Below are 18,905 nucleotides of genomic sequence, written 5' to 3'. Positions count from 1 at the left end.
GATCAATTGTCCAGCGCGCCTGCGCTAATCCAGTCGCGTATGGACTGTATGGCTTCACTATCGAGCGGCTGTCTGCCCAGGGGCATCCGTGAACCAAACGGCACCGGTCCTTCGAGTTTGCGGATCAACAGACTGTTGTCCGGATCCCCCGGTAGCACGCGGATAAATGCCGAATTCTGCGAACTGGGCACGTTGACCAGGTTGGAGAACGACCGCCCTTCAGAAAGATTCTGTCCGGCCGCAGGACTGGCGCCGGCATGACAGCCGGAAAAGGCGCAGGAGCGGTTGAAAATGTTTGCTTGAATCTCACTCAGGGTGGTGGACGCTGATAGTGGATTGCCGAGACTACTGAACAGCACGCCCGGACTGGAATCACAGGTATACTGGGCGCCCCCCTGCCATGCACCACCGTCCGCGTCTCGTGGCGGGCCGTCTGAACGCGGGCATACCGCCCAGGCGATGTCTCCAGTCAAGGAACCCACCGGATCAGTCTGCTGGAATCTGCCCGCGCCGGAACCACAGCCGGTCACACAGGAATCTGCGTCGATCCATTTGACGCTAACAGGAAAGCTGCAGTTGTTGTTCCAGGCCGCATAGTCCGATGATGGTGTGGGCATCTTCGGGATCATGCACTCGGACAAAACTGTCCCCCCGGTTTCAATGTCGCGACTGAAAACCGGCTCAAGAAGAAACTCCTGGTCGGACTCCAGGATCTCCAACAGAATTTCGGAGTCACCGAATCCCGTGGTGGACAGCGCACACTCCCCAGTGCCGGGACCGCAGAGATAGTTGTCCTCGTCACCGCGAAATTTTCGTCGCCAGTGGGAAAACTCAACACTGTCATCAGTCGCCAGCGCCAGGAATATTTCGTCAAAATTTGTGTCGTCCACATCGATGACACAGATGCTGTCAGGGTCGCAGCGATAGGTACCCGAGACCGACTCCACGTAGCCGTGCTCCGGTGTCTGTATCACAATCCTGCAGGCGGACAGGGCGACCAACAAAGGAAGCAGGCAGCCTGCCAGGGCGCGGCCCCGAAAGGTCCGGAAGATAGGCGATATTCTGTAAGCAAGAATTGGGCACATAGGTATCTCCACGGTTGGCCTGAATTTGCACGGTACGGTGCGCCGTCTATGCTGTTATCTGTGAGTGGCTTTTTTGCGCATACCCGGTTCAATCAGGAAAAAAATTTTCCGGATTGAACCTGGACCGGAAATTCCGACACTAACCAATTAAGCACTTGCCACTGCGTAGTGGTCCGCGTCCCTGGCGACCACGCAATAGTTGCGAGCCAGGCCGGTCGGTGAAGTCCAGAGGATGCCATGGAGGAACGCAACAGTAAGGCAAACGCGGAAGACCAGCATCACCGGGAGTTACTCGCCGGTACTGCCGGCGGCTCACTGCAGGCATTCGGCCAGTTATATGACCTGCTTTATATGTCCCTGGTCAGGTTCATCTATCGCCACACGCAATCCCCCTCGGTCGTCGAGGAGGTCCTGAACGATGTCATGCTGGTGGTCTGGCAGAAGGCGGACACTTTTCGCGGCGATTCCAGGGTGCTGACCTGGGTGCTGGGGATTGCCCGGCACTGCGCATTCAACAGACTGCAACGCGAACGGGGCTGGCAACGTATCGTAGATGGACCCATCCCCTGTGAATGTCCGGGGCTCGACGAGGCTCGCCTGGCCACGCTGGACGCCCTGGAATGGGCCCTGGGGCAGCTGAGTGAGGATCACCGAGTCGCGATTGAACTGGCCTATTTCCACGGTATGAGCTGCGAGGAAATTGCTGAGGTATGCGCTTGTCCGGTTAATACCGCCAAGACCCGACTTCATTATGGCCGCCGCAGATTGCACACACTATTGAGTGAAGGCAACCAGGCTCTCGCAGCGGATGATTTCTTCGAGAAGACCACACCATGACACACCCGCGCGCTGATATTTCCCACGAAGAGGTCGCTCTTTTGCTGCCCGCCTTTATTCACGGTCAACTGAACAGCAGGCGACAGCGGCAGGTGCAGGAGCATATCGCCATCTGTGCGAGCTGTGCTTCGGCCCATCGCCGCGACCTGCAATGGGTCGAGACAATGTCGCATCCCCCCGGAAATCTGGAAGCCATGCTGTCCTCGGAGACACGCAATGGCAACCGGCTTCGACTGTTCAGAAACATTGCCAACACGACAGGCGATGATCGCAAGCGGCGCAGGAAATGGGCATCCGCTCCCTGGTTTGCCCTGGCCGCAACCGCGGTGTTCCTCGGCGTCGCACTGGCGCTCCAGTGGCAAACGCTCAGTGTTGCACCAACACCGATAACCTATCAAACGCGTTCCACTGTACCCGCCACCTCGTCTGCGGTCACAGGACCGGTTTTTCGGGTGGTTTTCAGTGATGAAGCGCGACATGGATCTGTGCAGCAGGTGATACGCGAGCTGGGGGCCCGGGTGGTCGACGGACCCTCGGAACGCGGCAGTTTTACGCTGGTGGTCCCCCCGGGCAACAGACCGACAGAAGATGTTCTTGGCGAGTTGCGCACCCGTCCGGAAGTGCTGCTTGCGGAACTGGCGGCACACAGTGACCGCTGACCTGCGATGAGCCTCAGGTCTCACACGAGGCTGTTTCGCGGCACATTGTTGCTGGTGTTCTGCCTGTGCGCCTGCCAGGGGTTGCCTGAACCGGGATCTCGCCCCACGGCGGTACCCGCGCCCCAAATACTGGTCACGGTGACCCTCGGCGAAACCCACGAGGCCGGTCTGCTGGATGCCTTTAACAGCAGCAGTTACCGGGGACGTTACGACGCCCCCCTGAGCACACGGCAACAACTGCAGCGCGTCGCGCGCGACTACGGGATTACCGGGCAAACCGGCTGGGTGATTGAATCCCTGGGCGTTTACTGTGGCCTTTACGACATGCCGCCCGATGAGGAGGTAGAGGAGTTCCTTGACCGCCTGACTGCAGATCCTCGGGTGGAGAGCGCCCAGCGCCTGGAACAGTACTCGACCCGCGCGACGCCCACGTACAACGATCCCTATTTTAATCTTCAGTACGGCAATGCGCGGGACTTTGTACTGGGGCTGCACCAACGTGCCACTGGCCTGGGCGTGGATGTGGCAATTATCGATACCGGTCTGGATGCAAGACACCCGGAATTGCGCCACCAGATCGCGAGCGAGGAAGTATTCCTGGTCGGTGAGGCGGTCACCCCGGACTCCGGTATCCATGGTACCGCGGTGGCGGGCGTTATCGCAGCACGCGCGAACAACAAACTCGGCATTGTCGGTCTGGCACCCGATGCACGCATTCATTCCCTCCGGGCCTGCCGTCAGGTCGGTAGTCATTCCAGCCTGGCGGAGTGCGACAGCTTTACCGTGGCACGCGCCATCGACTTTGCCATCAACAGGCAGCTGGACATTATCAATCTGAGCCTGTCAGGGCCTCCTGATCCCCTGGTTGCCAGGCTGGTGGCGGTAGCCCTGGACCGGGGCCAGTTAATTGCCGCTGCGGATCCGGGGCAAGGCCAGCAGCGCTATCCCGCACTGCTACCGGGCGTTATTGCAGTAAGGGAGGAACCGGGAGAATACATTGATCATGCGCCGGAAAGAAAAGCACTGGTAGTTCGGGCACCGCTGACGGAAGTCCTGAGCACGGGACCGGGGGGTGGTTACGACTACTACTCAGGCTCTTCGATGGCGACCGCCCTGGTGACCGGCCTGACGGCCTTGTCGCTGGAAAGCGAAAGCAGGCTATCAGCAGAGCATCGTACGAACTGGCTCAACCGGATGCTGCGCCAGGGTCTGCGCCCCGGTGTTGCAAAACAGGACGGTCCCGATACCGCCACGAATGAGCTCACGGAACACGTTGGACCCGGCCGCCGGTTCGCGGGACAGGACGGTCATGCACCTTAAGGCTTTGTCCCCGGTGTTCACGGCGGCGGCGTTTTGTTTCTGTCTCACTGCCAACGCTGCCGCTACCGGGCTATCCTGGTCCGGCAGACTTGGCGCTGGTAGTGGCTTTGTCAATCGGGGCGTTGTTCTGGGTCAAAAAGACCTGATTCCCCACCTGAACATTGCCGTGGAACACCGCTCGGGTCTGTTCACCCACGGTTGGCTGACGAAGCTGAATATACCCGAACCCTACCCTTACCAGGAAAGCGACAATGAGTGGCAGGCCATGGCCGCTATCGGTTATCAGTGGCCTGCAACGACCTCCTGGAGCCTGGCCATTGTCCAGAGCTGGTACCGGTACCCGTGGGACGCGGACCGCGGCTCACAGGACTACCGCGAGACCACGCTCAGCCTGGAGTATTCGCCTCACCTGGTATTCGATTACACCTATACACCGGACCTGTGGGGCCTGGGAAGACACCAGCACGTGGGAGCAGTGACCGGGCGCTGGTCGTTTGTGCCGCAATTGCTGGGCGCGGGCACCGCAGGCTGGGTGACACAGGGAGGAACTGCGGGCGATGACTACGCTTACCTGCAACTGAGCCTGGGCTACCTGTTCGGCTCCTGGAGTATGCAGCTGCAATTTCACCAGGGCTTCGGCATGAATACAGCCTACCCGGACGCGCAGGCGGACCGGGAGTGGATCGCCCAGATCAACTGGCACTGGTAAGGTACACGCCATGACACCCCGGGTAAGGGGTGGGACAACTCCTTCTGATTACAGTAGCGCCTGTATCAGCCCATAGAAGATAATCAGGAAGCCGCCGATTTCTGCCGCGATCAGCGACCACATGAACACCACTGCGGAGGCGCTCATATCCTTGACCTGATTATCGGTGTCCTTACGCAGGCCCTGAACGATGTAAGTGATGATCGCCATGGCGAAGTAAGCCACCAGCAGGCTCACCGCGAATAACTCGACTCGCGGCGAAAGCTGGCTGATCTGGACGAACACCGCGATCATGACCGAGGCAAAGGCATACATCAGCGCTGCTCTGTGGGCGATATCAATATAGGGATGTGCCAGGCCGTCTTTGCTGGTGGCCATCGCCCGGTACTTCCAGACACCGAGTACCAGCCCGGCCAAAAAAAAGCTGGCGGAGGCGATTATTGCCAAACTGTATGCATCCATGGATTATTTTCCCTGTGTTTTGAGTTAATCGGTGCCGACATCCTTCAGACCGCGAGGCGTCCCTGGTGAAAGGCCGGCCAGGCAACGGTAACTCATGGCCGGGGATCGTACTTCGGAACATCCGAAAAACGGTAATTATGGCTGATTGGGCCATACCGTAACGCAGCAAAAAATAAACAGTCAATTCTGATTGTTTTTGGCCAGAGGCCGTGCTAACTTGCGCAAAAACAACGTCAGCCCGACCATGTCCAAAAGCGACCGACTTGATGTCTACCTGGTAGCAGGTGGCAAGTACCACAACATCGACTACGCCCGACTTGAACTGCTCAAGCTGATGGCAGAACAGCCACGCCTCAAGGTGCAGGTGGGGAGTGACTACAGCGATATCGACGCCATCTGCAGCGCCGACGTCATTGTGACATACACCTGCGACGTAATGCCGACTCCCGACCAGACCCGGCGCCTTTGTCAGCATATGCGCAGCGGGGGCAAGTGGTTTGCCCTGCACGGCACTAATTCCATCCTGTGCTTCCTGGAGGACGGGCGGGTCGACTGCCCGCGGGAAAACAACGACTTCATGGAACTGCTGGGCAGCCAATTCCTGTCCCACCCACCCATCGAGCCCTACCAGGTGGAGGTAAGCGATCCGGATCACCCCCTGGTAGCGGGCATCAACCCGTTCACGGTGGATGACGAACTCTACCTGTGCAGCCTGCACGGCGAACAACACACCCTGCTGCACACCCACTGGACCGGCACTACCGAGGCTTTTACCAGCGACCAGTGGAAAGACGACGAGCCGCGCCCCTGCATGTACCTGCACCCCTACGGCGAGGGCGAGGTGCTGTACCTCACCCTGGGGCACTGCCGCGGCAAGTACGACATGCAGCCGCTGATGGAGGAGTACCCGGAATCGGAATTTGGCGCCTGGAAGACCGACGAGTACTACGAACTGCTGCGCCGTGGCCTGCGTTGGGCTATGGGCACGCTGCACAAATAGAGCAACAGGAGCGAACAGATGGGCCTGGATAAAGACGGATTGCTGCGGGCATACCGGCAGATGAAAACCATACGCGAGTTCGAGGAGCGCACCTTCACCGAGATCATGAACGGCCAGATCGCCGGCTTCACTCACCTCTATACCGGCCAGGAAGCCAACGCGGTGGGCGTATGTGAACACCTGTCCGGCAACGACACCATAATTTCCACCCACCGCGGCCACGGTCACTGTATTGCCCGCGGTGCCGACGTAAAAGGCATGATGGCGGAGCTATGGGGTGCTGCCAGCGGCCTGTGCAAGGGCAAGGGCGGCAGCATGCATATTGCCGACGTGGACAATGGAATTCTCGGCGCCAATGGCATCGTCGCAGGCGGCCCGCCCATCTCTGTGGGCGCGGCACTGGCGGCCAAGATCCGCGGCCGCGACAATGTATCGGTATCTTTCTCAGGTGACGGCTCGGTCAACCAGGGCACCTGCTTCGAGGCCATGAACCTGGCGGTGGTGCTCAAGGTGCCGGCCATCTTCGTGATCGAGAACAACTACTACTCGGAACACACCTCCATCAACTACGCGGTAGGCTGCGACGACCTCAAGGCGCGCACCGAAGGCTTTGGCTTCCCGGTGTTTGTCGCCGACGGCGCCGACTTTTTTGATGTGTACCGGGCGGCGGGTGAGGCCATCGGCCACGCCCGTGCCGGCAACGGACCGGCGGGCATTTTCTGTGAACAGGGCCGCTTCCAGGGCCACTTCGTGGGCGACCCCCAGGGCTATCGCGGCGAGGGTGAACTGGACAACCTGCGGGGGGAGCGGGATTGCCTGCAGCACTTCCGCGCTCGGGTGGGGGAGTATGGTGACGTCAGCGCAGAGGAGTTGGATACCATCGACGCCGAGGTGCTGAGCCTGATCGACGAGGCGGTGGCCGAAGCCAGGACAGCCCCCCGCCCGACCGCGGCCGATCTCGATAGCGATGTCTATATCAACTATGCGCAGGGAGGTGCCTGATCATGCCAGAGAAAACCATGCGCGATGCCATCAACGAGGCCCTGCACCAGGAGATGGCAGTCGACGACACCGTATTCGTCATCGGTGAAGACGTGGCCGGCGGCAACGGCTCCGATGGCACTGTCGGGTGTGCCGGCGGTGTCTTCGGCGTTACCGCAGGCCTGTATGAAAAGTTCGGCCCCCTGCGCTGTATCGATACCCCCATCTCGGAGTCAGCCATCGTCGGCGCCGCTGCGGGCGCCGCCCTGGTCGGCATGCGTCCGGTGGCGGAGATCATGTTCTCAGACTTTATCGGCGTATGCATGGACCAGATCGTCAACCAGATGGCCAAGTTCCGCTACATGTTCGGCGGCAAGACCCGCTGCCCGGCAGTGATCCGCTTCGCCTGCGGCGCTGGCTTCAGCGCCGCCGCCCAGCACAGCCAGACCATGTACCAGATGATGACCGCGGTGCCCGGCCTGAAGGTAGTAATTCCCTCTAACGCCTACGATGCCAAGGGACTGCTGCTCAGCGCCATTCGCGACGACGACCCGGTGCTGTTCTTCGAACCCAAGGCCCTGTACCAGGAGGCCTGTGAGGTGCCGGACGAGCCCTACACCATTCCCTTCGGCGAAGCGGCGATGCCACGGGAAGGCGACGATGTCACCGTGGTGGCCTTCGGCCAGATGGTGGGCCGCGCCATGGCGGCGATCGACGGGCTGGAAGCCCAGGGCATCAGCTGCGACCTGGTCGACCCGCGCACCACCTCGCCGCTGGACAGCGAAACGATCCTGGAGAGCGTGGCAGCCACCGGTCGCCTGGTGGTGGTGGACGAATCCCCTCCCCGCTGCGGGCTTACCGCGGATATCGCCGCCATGGTCAGCGAGAAAGCGTTCCGCTCCCTGCAGGCACCGGTCAAGCAGGTGTGTGCGCCGCACACCCCGGTGCCCTTTTCCCCCGACCTCGAGGCAGAATACGTGCCGTCTATTGACAAGATTCAGGCGGCTATCCGGGAGACCCTGCAATGAGCGATATCTACCCGATCGCTATTCCCAAGTGGGGCATCGAGATGGTCGAAGGCACCATCAATAGCTGGCTCAAGCAGCCCGGTGACGCGGTGAGCAAGGGCGAGGAAATCCTGGAGATCGAATCCGACAAGATCGTCAACGTATGGGAAGCCCCTGCCGACGGCATTCTGCGCCGGAGACTGGTTGAAGAAGGGGAAGCCCGCCGGGTGGGCCACTTACTCGGTATCATCGCCGCTGCGGATGTCGACGACGCCAGCATTGATGCCTATATCACCGACTACGCCGGTGTGGCGACGGAAGAAGCACCCCAGGCGGAGGAACCGGCCCCTGCCGCTGCAGCATCGGCACCGGCTGCAGCCGCTGGCGCGCCTGCGGCAGGTGGACGCCGGGCCAGCCCGGTAGTGCGGCGCCTGGCGGAAGAACTGGGTGTCGACCTGGGCACGGTGAGCGGCAGCGGTCGCAATGGCCGCATAACCCAGGAGGACGTCCGAGCCGCCGCCTCCGGCGATGCCCCAGCAGGCCCCGCAAGCAATGATAACGGCGTGCAGATCACACCCTTCAGTGCCACCCGCAAGACCACCGCCCGGCGTCTGGTCGACGCCAAGCAGGAGATACCCCACTACTACTTGTCCGTCGAGTGGGAAATCGATGGCCTGCTGCGCTATCGCAGAGCACTCAATGACAAGGCCTCCACCCGAATTTCACTGAACGACCTGCTGGTGTACTGCGTGGCACGAGCCCTGCTCGCCGAACCGCGAGTCAACATCAACGTGATCGACGACAGCGTACACCAGTTCCAGCAGGCCAATATCGGCGTGGCCATCGCCACGGATGACGGCCTGTTCCCCGCCACCATTCGTGGTGCGGAGAATATGGCGCCGGAGCAAATTGCAGCAGCCACCGTCGAACTGGCGGCCAGGGCAAAGGCCGGAGACCTCACCCGGGAAGACATCAGCGGCGCCTCATTCACCCTATCCAACCTTGGCATGTTTGGCATCGACCAGTTCACCGCCATCATCAATCCGCCAGCGGGCGCCATTCTGGCACTGGGAGCGGCGCAGGAAAGACCGGTGGCGAAAGACGGCGAACTGGCAGTGGCCACCGTCATAAACGCCACTCTTTCCTGCGACCACCGCGCCATCGACGGGGCGGTAGGCGCCAGCTTTATGGCGGCGCTGAAACGCGAGATCGATGCGCTGGGCAACTGACCTCAGCGGCCCCTAGGGAGACAGTCATGCTGGTTCACCATTTCCTGGAGTACTACGCCCGCAATACGCCGGATGCGCCCTGTCTGAGTCACGGCGACACTCACCTGAGCTATGGCGAGGTAGACGCTGCCGCCAATCGCCTGGCCAACGGTTTTCTCGATCTGGGTATCGAGCCAGGCCAGCGGGTGGCTGTACTGGGGGAAAACAGTATCGAGCATTGCCTGCTATTCATGGCCGCCAGCAAGATCGGGGCAGTATCCGTGCCCCTCAATTACCGCCTGGCCTCGGCAGAACTGGCCTTCGTGATCAGTGATGCCAATGCCAGGATACTGCTGGTGACAGAAGGCGTGGAGCGGACCCTGGAGGCTCTGCGTGACCTGTTGCCGGCTGGTGTCGACCTGATTACCGGCAGCCATCCGGACAGCCTCCATTGGGACGCCTGGCTCGAACGGTTCCCAGCGACTGCCCCGCGAGTGGACGTGGACCGCTATGCGCCCTTCATCCAGCTTTACACCAGCGGCACCACCGGTAACCCCAAGGGCGTGGTGACCTCACACTACAACCTCCTGCAGTTGACCCTGATGAACCTCATCGCCACGCCCAGGCGACCCCAGCCTGGATCTGCCGGCATTGTATGTGCGCCCCTGTTCCATATTGGCGGCACCGGTTCGACAATAGCGGGCATCTTCAACGGGCAGCACACCCTGCTACATCGTGTATTCGACCCGGAGCAACTGGTGGATGACATGGAGAACAACCCGGTCACCAGTATATTCCTGGTGCCGGCGATGATCATGGCCATCCTGAAACTGCCGGATATCGACCAGCGGGACTTCAGCCAGCTGCAGACAATTTTCTACGGCGCCTCTCCCATCTCTGAAACCGTTCTACGCCGCGCCATCGAGGTATTCCAGTGCGAGTTCGTGCAGATGTACGGCATGACCGAGACCTCGGGCACGGTGGTGAATCTCACCCCGGATGACCACCGCCGGGCACTGGCGGGCAAGCCCGACCTGCTGCGCTCCTGCGGGCGCCCCTCTGTTGGCGTGGAAATCAGGATCATGGACCCGGAGGGCAAGGCGGTCGCCACCGGCGAGGTCGGCGAGATATGGGTCAAGTCCGACACCAATATGCTGCACTACTACAACCTGCCCGACGCTACAGCTGATAACCTCACCGAGGGCTGGATACACACCGGGGACGCCGGCTATCTCGACGAGGAGGGCTACCTGTACCTCAAGGACCGCATCAAGGACATGGTGGTCAGCGGCGGCGAGAACATCTATCCCGTGGAGGTGGAAAATGCCCTGGCCAAGCACACGGCTGTGGCGGACGTGGCGGTCATAGGCGTGCCCGACGACAAGTACGGCGAGGCACTGCTGGCTTTCGTGGTCACCAAGCCCGGTATGTCACTGGACGTCGACGAGATGGTGGAATTCTGCCGCGACAAGATCGCCGGCTACAAGATTCCCCGTCAATTACAGGTGATCGACGAACTGCCGCGCAATCCCTCGGGCAAGATTCTCAAGAAGATCCTGCGGGAACCCTTCTGGCAGGCGCAGGGCCGCGAGATCGGCTAGGCTCGCGCTGCCCTGCCAGGGACATGGCGTCCGCCAGTCCGTAATGTACTCACGGGTTCACTCCCATCCCGGGTCAGCTTTAACTGCAAATCAACACCGTCGGTCGACCTCCTGTTGCACAGGCCTTGCTTGCGAACCCCGGGTAGTTGCACTACCTTTCCGGGTACGGTCGGCAAAGGTCAGTCCTTGAGTCCATGCGCACGCTCTGTTGCCTTGTGATGGTTACCGTGCTGCTCTCCATCACGGGATGCAAAATAGTAATCACCGTCCCCGACGACGGCACGGTGGAGACCAGCTCCGGTGATTACTTCTGCCCCTCGGGAGAGACCTGTGTTGTCGAAGTCACCGATACCTTCTTCGACCAGGAATTTATCGCAGTTCCGAGCGACGGCAGTGTGTTTGTCGCCTGGAGAAGAGTTGATCGGGGTTTCTGCGGGGGACGGGCGCAGTCCTGTCGACTGTCGACGGCCGCATTCGAGGGCAATGACGACTTGCTGGCCATTCTCGCTTCTGATGAACGCTATTACCTGTCCCCACTGTTTGCAGAGCCCGACAGCTACCGCTCAGGCCAGGATATGCCGGTTGGGGGTGCCGTGAGGGCCAGCTGTACGGTCAACGGTAAACTGTATGTGTTCGGTGGCGGCTGGGAGACCGGGTCGCCGCTGGACTCCACCCAGGAATACGATCCTGTCACAGATACATGGCGGCGCCGTGCGAACATGCCGACGCCGCGAGCCTGGGCGACCGCCAGCGCATTCAAGGGCGAGTGCTATGTGATGGGGGGCAGCGCTGGCGGTCAGGTGGAAGCCGTGGTGGAAGCGTACAACCCCCGCACCAATAGCTGGCGCAGTCGCGCACGCCTCCCCGAGGGTCGCTTTAGCGCTTCCAGCGTGACCCTGGGTAAGCGGATCTATATGATCGGGGGCAGCGGTGGCGATCGCCTCAGTCCATTTGCGCCTGCTGAAGCCTCGGTATTTATCTACAATCCGGCACGCAACCGTTGGTCTGCCGGCGCGGAGATGCCGACCGCGCGGCGGCGCATGGGGGTTGGCACGGTCGACGGCCTCATCTATGCCGTCGGCGGCGCCAATCGTATGGGGGGGTTCGAGTTCAGCGACACTGTCGAACGCTATGATCCGGTCGCCGATGAATGGCAGACACTGGATCCGGCGCCGGCCGCCTTTACCAGCGCGGCCGTGGTAGCGCTCAACGATTACCTTTACGTCTTCGGGGGCTTCGCACCCCAGCCCTTAACCCGCTCGTTCCGATACGACCCGGCTGCCAATCGTTGGCGTCGTATTGCCGATTTGCCTGAGGCACGCGGCGACACCGTTGCTGAAAAAATCAGCGGCCAGATCATCATCGCCGGCGGCAGGGCTCCTGATCACCAGGGGACGCCAATCGCCGCTACCGAGGTGTACACGCCACAATAGCAGCCGCATTACCTGCTTATCGACACAGGCATCCATCCCCGGGGGTCGGTGAATACCGGGGTGATGGATGTGGTGGCAGTGACTTTGCGCTCAGTCGTAATAATCCGGAGCCTTTTTCAAGGTGTCGAACAGGCTTTTATCATGTTCGATCCACAGGGTGGCGCCGGTCTCCTTGAGCAGGGCTTCTATGCGATCCATAGACGCGTAGGTCTGCTGCTCATCACTGTTAAAGGTCGGTACCCGACGCAGCTTGCGGCTGGCCTGGGTGTGGTACAGGTCCCCGGAGAGCAGAATTTTCCCGCGGCTTTCGAGCTCCAGTAATAGCAGCTGGTGGCCGGGCGTATGCCCAGGGGCCAGGATGAGCTGCACGGTGCCATCACCAAATACGTCATGATCGCCGTCGACAAATCTGACATCGGCCTGCTTCAGTCCTTCAACCAGCGACACGTCAATAAACCCTTGCTCCTGCGTAAAGGCCGCATCCCATTCTCGCTGTTGCATCAGTACGGTCGAATCGACAAACGAGTTGGCCGCACCGGCGTGGTCAAAGTGAAGGTGGGAATAGGCGGCAAAGTCGATGTCCCCTGCCACCAGGCCCATGTCCGCCAGCTGATCGAGGATCCAGCGGTCGTACACCAGGGATCCGCCCTCAATCGCGACAGGTTCGGCACTGTCTGCCACATGCCTGGGCAATCCACCGTCGAAAAGCAGTCTGCCCTTCGCGTGCTCCACCAGGAAACAGGGGACAACCATTTCCCTCACCGGGGAATCGGCAGGTTTGAGGTTGAATAACTCAAGGCTTTCCAGTTTGATCAGGCCGCAGTCAAAGACATAGAGCTTCGGCCCCGCCTGTACCGGTAACGAGAGCAGCAGTAGTAACGACAAGACGTACTTCATGTTTTCTCCGGTCGGTGTCGAGGGAATGAATAGATGAGCATAGTGCAGAATTTCCTGGAGCCCAACAAGAGCAATGCCAGGGAGCGTCGGTTTGATGAAAAGGCGGGCTTCAGGGAAGACCCTTCGATAGAGAAAGGCAGTACGCTGCTGTACGCGCAAGCTCAATGGGTACTACACTAGGCAGAGCAACCGGGGGACGTTGAGATGGCGCAAGGGGACTATTCAGAGGAAGCTTTCCTGGACTTCTTGCGGCAAGGCGCGATGGCGGGCGCCATCCGTCCCGGCACGGCCCGGGCTCGCAAAAAGGCGGCGGACCAGCTACTGGTCCAACTCAGGTCCTACGAGCGCCGGGACCTTCGCCAGTTGGACGTCGACGAACTCTGCACCCGCTTTCACAAGCTGCAGGGCTCCACTATCCGACCTGAAACCCTGCAAATCTATAACGAACGGCTGAAAGCCGGTCTGCGCGATTTTTTCAGCTGGGCCGACGACCCCAACAGTTTCAGCAGCATCGAGGGAGAGACACCGGAAGTACAACTGGTGGCGGCGCGTGACGACCCGGGGCAGGCTCGAGCCCGGGAGGAATTGGCGCTTAATCCGCCGCGCAGCCCGCACGAAATCTTCCCCGTGCCCATTCGCGAAAACCTGGTCGTCTACCTGCAGAATGTGCCACTGGACCTGACCCCCCAGGAAGCTGATCGCATCGCCAGGGTGATCAGGGCTTTGGCACAACCGGTGACCGGCGAGTGAGCCGGGGGAGAACAAGCCCTTGAGGCGCCTGCTGGTCTTCGCTCCACTGCTGATTTTCGGTCTGGCGGGCATCTACCTGCTGTCCTCCTTCCTGCGTGACGCTGCCGAGGGCGCATTCCAGGATAACCTGCTACCCGAGCTGATCGGGTTCTGCCTGGAAGGATTCTTCCTGGTGGGCCTGTTCTCATTGATCCAGCGCCGCCTTGAGCGGGATCGAAAACAGGAGCTGCGCCAGAGCCTGCGCGGTGCGCTCCGGGACGTGTTGAGTCACCTGGACGTGGCCCTACTGGAGCAGAATGCCGAACCCGCGAGCTCCCAGGCACTGGAACACGACCCGCAAGTGGTAGCGACCCTGTTCAAAAAGCTCAATACCGTGGAGCTGGACCTGCACAATATGGCCAGGCTCAAGTCATGCGCAGACCACAGCTACGGTGTCACACGGGACCTTATCCCGGTTGCCGCCCAACTCAGTCCCGAGCACATGCGCTGGTGGCTGGCGATTACCGAGAGCGTACGTCACCTCTCAGAAGCAGCCGACCGCGCCTCGGTCCAGTTTGCGGCCCACAAATTCCTGATCAACCTGGGGGAATTTGACCAGCTACAGCTATGATGTCGGGCTGGTACCTGCCGCTATCCACGGCAAGTTGCAGCACTGGCTGTCTGTTGCGACAGCAGCGACCGGCCTTTCCGGCCCATTTAATGCTTTTTTTAGAGAATTAAGGGGGTGAAACGTCAGGTAGATGACATTCTCGTGCTCTGCCGGGATTTAGACTCGTTGCCAGTTAAAGCCCGATCAGCAGGAGACGGGTAACACCTTATCCACAGCGGATCCTCGCTATCGAGGCCGCTAAACCCGGACATTCCGGGGCACAGCTACTTGAGGAGTATATGATGTCCGCCTATGTAATCTATGATGTCGATATCCGGGATCCGCAGCGATACCAGGAGTTCATGGTCAAGGCAAAACCCGCGCTTGAGGCCGCAGGCGGCCGCTATCTGGCGAGAGGCGGTGAACACAAGGTAATAGAAGGCGACTGGGAGCCGCGGCGCCTGGTCCTGTTCGAATTTCCCTCCATAGCGAAGGCCGAGGAGTTTTACAACAGCGACCTTTACCAGGGATACAAGGCGATAAGGGACGAATGCAGCTCCGGCCATATCGTTATTGTCGAGGGCTATGATGAGGAAAGCCCCGGCCGTTGATGAGCTGTCGTCGGGGAATGGCAAAACACTGTACCTCCCCTCGCACCCGGATGCGAGCAATCGCACCTTCCGACCCGATAACTGAGGAGAAAACCGTTGAAAACTGTGACCTTAAACCACGTATCCGACGACCTCAGCGGCCTCCAGGTCGTTGATGCTCCTGAGCCTGAACCCGGCCCGGGAATGCTCAGGGTGCGCATGACCAAAGCCGCTGTGCACCCCTCAGACCTCAACTACATACGGGGTGAGTACCGGGAGGCCATCGAGCGACTGATATGGAACCTCGGGGAGGAGCGTCCCTCCTTTGACGTCGAGCGCAGCAAGCTGCATCCCCAACTCCCCTGCATCCCGGGGGGCGAGGGTGTGGGTGTTGTCGACGCCTGCGGCGCTGATGTCAACAGCACCCAGTGGCTGGGTAAACGGGTCGCCCTGTTCGCCGGGCCGCCGAGCGGTACCTGGCAGGAATACGTGATCGCCGCGCCCGCGCAACTGTCGCCAGTGCCGGAGGCCTTGCCTGACGAACAGGCAGCGCTGATGATGCTCAACCCGTTGACGGCGCTGATAGCGACCCGGCATGTTCTGGGGGTTGAGGAAGGTCAGTGGCTGCTGATGAGCGCCGGGGCCTCTGCCGTGAGCAAACTGGCTGCTGCAATCGGTCGCCATTATGGCTTCAGGACGATAAGCCTCGTTCGCGGCGAGAAAATGCCCGATCAGTTCCCTGAACAGCTGGGTGACGTGGTTATCAATACAGAGAGCCAGGACCTGCGCGAGGAGGTCAAGCGGGTGACGGGGGGTAGAGGGGTCGAATTTGCCCTCGACTGTGTTGGCGGGTCAGTCGCCGAGCAGATGATCGCTTCGCTCACGGATGGCGGCAGGATGCTGCTCTACGGCACGCTCGCCGGACCATCGATGCAGCTGTTCTCTCGCGACCTGATGATGACGAACGCCACAGTGGGCGGCTTTTACCTGCCGGGCTGGCTCGCCGCGCAAACACCCGCGAAACTGGGTGAGGTGATGGGAGAGCTTGGCAGGCTAAGCGCTAGCGGGATGTTCAATGTTTCGATAGCAGCGCAATTTCCCCTGGCCGATGCCGTGGCGGCGGTCAGGGCTTCACAGCAATCCGGCAGGTCAGGAAAAATCCTGCTCGACTTTGATTAGTATCGGTGATTGACCGGGAACCTGCAGAATCAGGCTCAACATTTCCGCCGGAGGCCTCAACCATTATGCTTGCGATACGTTTACTGCTGATCACGCTGCTGTCCACCCTGCCCGCCTGGTCACTGGCCGGGGAAGGAACGCAAGAGAACGTTCTCCACGTGGTTCCGGTCACCGAGGAGCCACTCCACGTCGTCAGGCACCGCAGCGAAGGGTTCCTGATTTACACCAACTGGATCGAGCCGGGCATCTGGACGCAGTACCATGAACACCGGAACGACCTGCTGGCGCTGATCGTGGGCGATACTGTCGCGAGCAGCGAGTCACTGGCCGGCGAGCGTCGGGAACAAACCGCGCCCGCCGGTACGCTGGTGCTTTTCCCCTACTCTGACGATAGTGCGCCCTATGTGCACCGCGTGGGCGCCACTGGCGAGAAGCCGTTTATCAATGTCGGCCTCGAATTTCTCCGGCCGCCAGCCGATGCCTGCCGTGCGAAACTCGCACCCTGGGATGAACCCCACGCCCGCGAATTAGCGTCCAACCGGCGCGGCCAGGGCTATCTTCTCACCCTGCCGTCTGGAGCAGTGGTTAAACTCCCGCAGGATGGGCATGGACTGCTGCTGGCCCCGCTGGCTGAGGGGAAACTGCAGCTCGATCTCGAATCCTGGCGTGCTATTGTCGGCGGATTCAGGTTTTATGAGGAAACTCGCCCCCGCCAGGTCAAAAACCTCGGGCCGTCGGAGCTTGGCCTGGTGGTCTTCCTGGCCTGCTGACACAGGCGGCCGAACCTGCAGGACTGGATGAGCTGATCATGAAGGAGCCCTCAGGTCAGCTGCTGCACCAGGCCCATTACGATCACGTAACGCCCCGTTTTGCCGATGGCAGTGAGGGTGAAAAACAGCCAGAAGGGAACGCGCATCACCCCGGCGACAAAGGTCAGCGCATCGCCCCCAACGGGCATCCAGGCCAGAAGCAGCGACCAGACGCCGAATTTTCTGAACCACTGCTGCGCCCTGGCCAGGCTCGTGGCCTGGAAGGGAAACCAGCGACGGTCCTGGAAATGCAGCAGGTAGCGACCCAGCAGCCAGTTGACGGCGGAGCCCAGGGAATTTCCGGCGGAAGCCCAAAACAGCAGTAGCAGTGGGCCGTAGCCCGCGTTAATCAGGGCCGCGAACAGGATTTCGGAATAGGCTGGCACCAGCGTCGCTGCCAGGAAGGCGCTGAAAAACAGTCCCAGGTAGGCATCCATCACTGTGGGCCGCTGGCTACGCCGGTACGGGCGCAGGTGTCCGGCGCGCGAAACCAGCGCAGTTTAAGACAGCTCGGTAACCCAAACACCAACATCGAGACTCGCGGCGGCAGACCCGAAGAAGGAACCCGCTATGGGAGGCACGGTTTCAGGCAACCGTGCCACTGCCACCGCAATATGGTTTGTTCCGGCGACGTCATCGAGGGTAGGATCGAAACCCTTCCAGCCGGCGCCAGGCAGGTAGACTTCGGCCCAGGCATGGGTTGCACCGAAATCGACCGCTGACGGAGGCGAATTCAGGTAACCGCTGACAAAACGCGCAGCGAGCCCCAGACGACGGACTGCTTCAACGAAGAGATTGGCGAAGTCTCGGCAGGAACCCGTACCGCAAGACAGGGTTTCAACTGAGCTTTGCACTCCGGGCTCTTCACGTCGTCGATACGACAGCTGATTTTGAATTTGGGCGCTAATACGCTGCAGCAAGGCGTAGGTCTGGACCGGGTCGTCCAGCCGCCATATAGTCGCCAGCCATTGATCCAGCGTGTCGCCCGACTTACGCATCGCCAGATTCATGTAAGGTGCCAGTACGACCCTGTCCTCGGGTGTATAGGAAAACGGGTAGTCGACTGCGTAATCAGCCACCAGAAAATCGAGAGGCGCGCGGTTATGTTGCTGAATGATCGCCTCGCTCTCAATCAGCAGTTGGCTAGTGGCCGAATCGAAGGTCGCAATCGCAACAGAATTGTCTTCCACATCACGGTGCCAACGCAGGGTCGCCGGAGGTGTGATCTCGAGGTTCGCGGACTCTATGCGCAGCTCGTGTCCCTCTCTCGGACGTACGAGCAGGGTGTGGGGACCGAGCCGCACGGCAGCCGAGAAATTATAGTAGGTGCGGTGTAGAATTTTGTAGCGCTGCATATTTCATCCTGCTATCCAATTCCGGCGGCGTGGTATATCACCTACATTGAACTTAGTGTACTGGTGACGGCTTCCCTGATGATTGGAACCAACGGCAGAGAGACACTGAGTGTCCTTATCCCGCTCTGTAGGCGCCTGGCAAGGTGCGCTGGCGCCCTGCAAGCTCGCCGCACACCGACAGGGGCCTAACCGGGACGTTATCATACGTCGTTAGCAACAGCCTGAACATAACATCCACAGTATCGTTAAAATATCATTCCACAGCCGCACTATCCCGGTCTGTCGCAAACGCATATTGCGTCAGATCACTGGTACCGAAACATTGAATTCATCATCTGTGTATAAAAGGCACTCACCCGAGCCTTGACCTTCCAGCGACTGGAAGGTCTAGCATTGCCTTATGGGCCCGGAAGGGCCTGTCAGGGCACAGAGGA

General features: G+C 60.4%; 21 protein-coding genes. 16 read left to right on the top strand and 5 right to left on the bottom strand.

The window, feature by feature from the left end:
• Positions 1-2: 2 nt before the first annotated feature.
• Positions 3-974 carry a hypothetical protein gene (locus E2F43_RS07305; RefSeq protein ID WP_165954228.1) on the bottom strand — a complete coding sequence of 324 codons (972 nt, stop codon included), beginning with the start codon at positions 972-974 and terminating at the stop codon, positions 3-5.
• 348 nt (positions 975-1,322) lie between these two features.
• Here E2F43_RS07305 and E2F43_RS07300 point away from each other — a divergent pair, with 348 nt between their 5' ends.
• From E2F43_RS07300 to E2F43_RS07285, 4 genes are read left to right on the top strand one after another with little or no spacing between them, the layout of a single operon-like run.
• A complete protein-coding gene (locus E2F43_RS07300) occupies positions 1,323-1,922 on the top strand; it encodes an RNA polymerase sigma factor (RefSeq protein ID WP_133211226.1) in 600 nt (199 codons plus the stop codon).
• A complete protein-coding gene (locus E2F43_RS07295; protein WP_133211224.1) occupies positions 1,919-2,581 on the top strand; it encodes a zf-HC2 domain-containing protein in 663 nt (220 codons plus the stop codon). Before E2F43_RS07300 ends, E2F43_RS07295 begins: the two co-directional genes overlap by 4 nt.
• A 6-nt stretch (positions 2,582-2,587) precedes the next feature.
• Positions 2,588-3,901, top strand: coding sequence for a S8 family peptidase (locus E2F43_RS07290; protein WP_133211222.1), 1,314 nt, complete (start codon positions 2,588-2,590; stop codon positions 3,899-3,901).
• Entirely contained in the window at positions 3,891-4,610 is a 720-nt protein-coding gene (locus E2F43_RS07285; RefSeq protein WP_133211220.1) for a TorF family putative porin, read from the top strand. Before E2F43_RS07290 ends, E2F43_RS07285 begins: the two co-directional genes overlap by 11 nt.
• A 48-nt stretch (positions 4,611-4,658) precedes the next feature.
• Here E2F43_RS07285 and E2F43_RS07280 read toward each other — a convergent pair whose 3' ends face one another.
• A complete protein-coding gene (locus E2F43_RS07280) occupies positions 4,659-5,072 on the bottom strand; it encodes a hypothetical protein (protein ID WP_133211218.1) in 414 nt (137 codons plus the stop codon).
• A 217-nt stretch (positions 5,073-5,289) separates the two neighbouring features.
• On the opposite strand from E2F43_RS07280, the gene E2F43_RS07275 reads away from it, so the two are divergent.
• The 6 genes from E2F43_RS07275 (at position 5,290) to E2F43_RS07250 (ending at position 12,302) form a co-directional block, all read left to right on the top strand.
• A complete protein-coding gene (locus tag E2F43_RS07275) occupies positions 5,290-6,072 on the top strand; it encodes a ThuA domain-containing protein (protein ID WP_238946797.1) in 783 nt (260 codons plus the stop codon).
• A gap of 18 nt (positions 6,073-6,090) precedes the next feature.
• Entirely contained in the window at positions 6,091-7,074 is a 984-nt protein-coding gene (locus E2F43_RS07270) for a thiamine pyrophosphate-dependent dehydrogenase E1 component subunit alpha (RefSeq protein WP_133211216.1), read from the top strand.
• 2 nt (positions 7,075-7,076) lie between these two features.
• Positions 7,077-8,081, top strand: a complete 1,005-nt coding sequence (locus E2F43_RS07265) for an alpha-ketoacid dehydrogenase subunit beta (RefSeq protein WP_133211214.1) — start codon at positions 7,077-7,079, stop codon at positions 8,079-8,081.
• The gene (locus E2F43_RS07260) at positions 8,078-9,289 is read left to right on the top strand and encodes a dihydrolipoamide acetyltransferase family protein (protein WP_133211212.1); all 1,212 of its coding nucleotides are present in this window, start codon (positions 8,078-8,080) and stop codon (positions 9,287-9,289) included. Before E2F43_RS07265 ends, E2F43_RS07260 begins: the two co-directional genes overlap by 4 nt.
• 26 nt (positions 9,290-9,315) lie before the next feature.
• On the top strand, positions 9,316-10,869 hold the full coding sequence (locus tag E2F43_RS07255) for a long-chain-fatty-acid--CoA ligase (RefSeq protein ID WP_133211210.1): 1,554 nt from the start codon (positions 9,316-9,318) through the stop codon (positions 10,867-10,869).
• 194 nt (positions 10,870-11,063) lie between these two features.
• Positions 11,064-12,302 carry a Kelch repeat-containing protein gene (locus E2F43_RS07250; RefSeq protein ID WP_133211208.1) on the top strand — a complete coding sequence of 413 codons (1,239 nt, stop codon included), beginning with the start codon at positions 11,064-11,066 and terminating at the stop codon, positions 12,300-12,302.
• A gap of 90 nt (positions 12,303-12,392) precedes the next feature.
• Here E2F43_RS07250 and E2F43_RS07245 read toward each other — a convergent pair whose 3' ends face one another.
• Positions 12,393-13,199, bottom strand: coding sequence for an N-acyl homoserine lactonase family protein (locus E2F43_RS07245; protein ID WP_133211206.1), 807 nt, complete (start codon positions 13,197-13,199; stop codon positions 12,393-12,395).
• Between the two features lie 33 nt (positions 13,200-13,232).
• Here E2F43_RS07245 and E2F43_RS19005 point away from each other — a divergent pair, with 33 nt between their 5' ends.
• From E2F43_RS19005 to E2F43_RS07220, 6 genes are all read left to right on the top strand, one after another.
• Positions 13,233-13,379, top strand: a complete 147-nt coding sequence (locus tag E2F43_RS19005; RefSeq protein ID WP_165954227.1) for a hypothetical protein — start codon at positions 13,233-13,235, stop codon at positions 13,377-13,379.
• Positions 13,380-13,403: 24 nt separating this feature from the next.
• Positions 13,404-13,949 (top strand): hypothetical protein, encoded by a 546-nt coding sequence (locus E2F43_RS07240; protein ID WP_133211204.1) that lies wholly within the window; start codon positions 13,404-13,406, stop codon positions 13,947-13,949.
• Positions 13,950-13,968: 19 nt separating this feature from the next.
• Positions 13,969-14,559 (top strand): hypothetical protein, encoded by a 591-nt coding sequence (locus E2F43_RS07235; RefSeq protein ID WP_133211202.1) that lies wholly within the window; start codon positions 13,969-13,971, stop codon positions 14,557-14,559.
• 281 nt (positions 14,560-14,840) lie between these two features.
• Positions 14,841-15,149 carry a DUF1330 domain-containing protein gene (locus E2F43_RS07230; protein WP_133211200.1) on the top strand — a complete coding sequence of 103 codons (309 nt, stop codon included), beginning with the start codon at positions 14,841-14,843 and terminating at the stop codon, positions 15,147-15,149.
• 105 nt (positions 15,150-15,254) lie between these two features.
• The gene (locus E2F43_RS07225; RefSeq protein ID WP_238946877.1) at positions 15,255-16,307 is read left to right on the top strand and encodes a zinc-dependent alcohol dehydrogenase family protein; all 1,053 of its coding nucleotides are present in this window, start codon (positions 15,255-15,257) and stop codon (positions 16,305-16,307) included.
• 65 nt (positions 16,308-16,372) lie between these two features.
• The gene (locus E2F43_RS07220) at positions 16,373-17,077 is read left to right on the top strand and encodes a hypothetical protein (protein WP_133211196.1); all 705 of its coding nucleotides are present in this window, start codon (positions 16,373-16,375) and stop codon (positions 17,075-17,077) included.
• A gap of 50 nt (positions 17,078-17,127) precedes the next feature.
• Here E2F43_RS07220 and E2F43_RS07215 read toward each other — a convergent pair whose 3' ends face one another.
• Together E2F43_RS07215 and E2F43_RS07210 are read right to left on the bottom strand one after the other, a co-directional pair.
• Entirely contained in the window at positions 17,128-17,553 is a 426-nt protein-coding gene (locus E2F43_RS07215; protein ID WP_133211194.1) for a YqaA family protein, read from the bottom strand.
• Positions 17,554-17,616: 63 nt separating this feature from the next.
• A complete protein-coding gene (locus tag E2F43_RS07210) occupies positions 17,617-18,471 on the bottom strand; it encodes a transglutaminase family protein (protein ID WP_133211192.1) in 855 nt (284 codons plus the stop codon).
• Positions 18,472-18,905: the final 434 nt, after the last annotated feature.

Origin of the sequence: Seongchinamella unica (assembly GCF_004354085.1) — a bacterium.
GTDB classification, from domain to species: Bacteria; Pseudomonadota; Gammaproteobacteria; order Pseudomonadales; family Halieaceae; genus Halioglobus; species Halioglobus unicus.
The sequence above is the reverse complement of the archived record's forward strand: the minus strand, read 5'-3'. Positions and strand labels throughout refer to the sequence as shown.